The organism is Mycobacterium sp. DHQP2018-32-09 (assembly GCF_058148405.1).
Genome location: NZ_JBYVYK010000065.1, coordinates 23,763 through 26,687 on the forward strand (window position 1 = coordinate 23,763; position 2,925 = coordinate 26,687).

At 69.5% G+C, this 2,925-nt stretch carries 3 protein-coding genes; all 3 read right to left on the minus strand.

From position 1 onward, the window contains the following. A partial coding sequence (locus tag AC30CM_RS24200; RefSeq protein WP_490119460.1) for an LGFP repeat-containing protein occupies positions 1 to 1,241 on the minus strand: 1,241 nt, incomplete at its 3' end. A gap of 170 nt (positions 1,242 to 1,411) precedes the next feature. After that, entirely contained in the window at positions 1,412 to 2,584 is a 1,173-nt protein-coding gene (locus AC30CM_RS24205; protein ID WP_490119461.1) for an acyl-CoA dehydrogenase family protein, read from the minus strand. 168 nt (positions 2,585 to 2,752) lie between these two features. Next, on the minus strand, positions 2,753 to 2,925 hold a 173-nt coding region (locus AC30CM_RS24210; protein WP_490119462.1), incomplete at its 5' end, for an MspA family porin.

A 2,925-nucleotide genomic window follows, 5' to 3' on the forward strand; every position in this document is an offset into this window, starting at 1 on the left:
GGCGGGCCCGCCTGCGGGACCTGCAGGCCGGCGAGCTGGGACGCCAGGTTCGGCGGTTCGGTGGAGAACTGCTGGGAGGCGCGGTCGAACGTGATGGCGCCGCCGGCGAACGTCTGGGTGGCGGCATCGCCGTTCTCGGTCTGGTCTGCCGTCGGGGCGCCGAGTTGGCCCGTGGCGCCGCCCAGCTTGGCCCACGCCGCGTTGATCGCCCCGCGCACGATGACGGCACCGTAGTCGGGCGTCCAGAAGATCACCGGGTCGTCACCGGCGGCGAAGGTCGCGACCCGGCTCGCGGGCGCCACGCCGCCGTCGGCTTCGTTCGAGGTGGGGAATCCGAGGTCACCCGTCGGCCCGCCGACGCTCTCGTACTTCTCCAGCACCTGCCCGGTGAGTACGTTGGCGCCGGTCGCCGGGCTATAGAAGATCTTGCCGCCGGCGAAGGTCTGCACCAGGCCGTCGTCGCCGATCGGCGTGGGCGCGCCCTCGGCGGCTCCGAGCGGGCCCAGCGGTCCGCCCGCGGCCCGGCGGGCCGCGTCGATCTCGCTCTGGGGCGTTCCCGGGATGCGCAGCCCCTGCAACTGGTCGGCGAGTTCGGGCGGCGTCGTCGTGAAGGTCTTGGTCTTGCGGTTCCAGGACACCTCGCCACCGGTGAACTTCTGGGACACCACGTCGCCGGAGTAGATCTCGTCCTCGGTGGGCACGCCGAGCGTGCCCGCGGATCCGCCCAGCTGGTCCCAGGCCGCGTTGATCGCACCGCGGACGACGTGGGCGCCGGTGTCGGGGGTCCAGAAGATCACCGGGTTGTCCGGCGCGCTGAACGTGGTGTTGCGGCTGTTGGGCGCGCGGCCCGCGCCCTCGTCGATGTTCGGGAAGCCGAGGTCGCCGTCGCCGGGACCGCCCAGGCTGAGGTACTTGTCGAGGATGGCGCCCTGCATGGAGTGGGCGCCGCTCTCCGGGCTGAAGAAGATGCGTCCCGCGGCGAAGTTCTGCCCGAACCCGGCGCCGACAGGGTAGACGCCGCCGTCCTTGGGCCCGAGGGCGCCCGCGGGCCCACCCGCCGCGTCGTAGGCCTGGTTGATCGCCGCGTCGGCGTCACCGGCAGGATCGGCCGAGGCCATGGGCACGGCCGGCGCGAGCAGCGCGACGGCGGCGGCCGCCACGACGGCGACGCTCACGCGTCCCATGACCCTGCCGAGCAGGGAGTGCAGCACCCTGCCGTGCAGGGATTTCGTCCCGGTCATCAGTCCCTCTTCCGCGATCCGCTCACGGTTCCCTCGAAGTATCGGTTGCGTCAACTCTGCGACAGAAGTCGTCCATCTTGAGGGATATCCAAGCGGTCGCGGGTTGGTGTCGCGCGACCGGTCCCTCCGAAGGCCCGCACGAGGGGGCCTTCGGAGGGCCGTCTTCGGGGTCAAACGCCCAGGCTGCGACCGATGATCTCCTTCATGATCTCGGTGGTTCCGCCGTAGATCGTCTGGATCCGGGCGTCGAGGAAGGCGCGCGCCACGGGGTACTCGCGCATGTAGCCGTAGCCGCCGTGCAATTGCAGGCAGCGGTCGACGAGGCGGACCTGCGCCTCGGTGGAGTACCACTTCGCCATCGCGGCCTGCTCGGCCGTCAGGGCGTCGCGCAGGTGCAACTCGAGGAACTGGTCGACCATGATGCGCACGGCGGTGGCCTCGGTGGCCAGTTCGGCGAGGGCGAACCGAGTGTTCTGGAAGCTGCCGATGGGCTTGCCGAACGCCTTGCGCTCCTTGGTGTACTGCAGGGTGTCGGCCAGCACGCTCTCCATGGCCGCCGCCGCCATGACGGCGATGCTGATGCGTTCCTGGGGAAGGTTCTGCATCAGGTAGACGAAGCCCTGCCCCTCCTCGCCCAGGAGGTTCTCGGCGGGCACGTGGACGTCGGTGAACGACAGTTCTGCGGTGTCCTGCGCGTCCAGGCCGATCTTGTCGAGGTGCCTGCCCCGTTCGAAGCCGGCCATGTCGCGTTCGACGACCAGCAGGCTGAAGCCCAGGGCGCCCTTGTCGGGATCGGTACACGCGACGACGATGACGAGGTCGGCGTGAATCCCGTTGGTGATGAACGTCTTCGAGCCGTTGAGCACCCAGCTGCCGTCGTCCTGCTTGATCGCCCGGGTCTTGATGCCCTGCAGGTCGCTGCCGGTGCCGGGTTCGGTCATGGCGATCGCGGTGATGATCTCGCCGGAGCAGAAGCCCGGCAGCCACCGCTGCTTCTGCTCGTCGGTACCCAGCCGCAGCAGGTAGGGGGCGATGACGTCGTTCTGCAGCGAGAAGCCCAGACCGCTGAACCGGGCGGCCGACGTCTCCTCGGTGATCACGGTGTTGTAGCGGAAGTCCGGGTTGCCACCGCCGCCGTACTCCTCCGGCACGGCCATGCCCAGGAAGCCCTGCTTGCCGGCCTCCAGCCACACGCCACGGTCGACGATCTTGTCCTTCTCCCACTGCTCGTGGAACGGCGCGACGTGGCGCTCGAGGAACGACCGGTAGGCGTCGCGGAACATGTCGTGTTCCGGTTCGAACAGCGTGCGCTCGAAGTTGATGACCGGGCTGGACGAACTCATGGATCTACCTCCGGGGGTCGGGCGGGATTCGCTTCCGACCCTATACCACCCAACCGGATGGTTGGTACCGGCGAGGACCGCCCGGCCGCCCGGTGGCGCCGACGCCGCCACGTGAAGACAGCCCCCCGGCCGTGCGGCCGGGGGGCTGTCTGCTGGTCGAGCTGGAACCTAGTTCATGTTCCAGGGTTCGCCGTAGGTGGTGACCGAGTCACCCGTGCTGGAGATCAGGCGAGCGAACGGACGCAGCAACACGCCACCGGCCGCACCGGTCACCGTGCCATGAGCGTTGGACACCGCCACCGCACCATCGGGACCCTTGACGTCCACCGAGAACGTCGCCA

Bases quoted from the DNA above. Each gene is read 5' to 3' on its own strand.
- AC30CM_RS24205 (WP_490119461.1), bottom strand. From the start codon at position 2,584: ATGAGTTCGTCCAGCCCGGTCATCAACTTCGAGCGCACGCTGTTCGAA.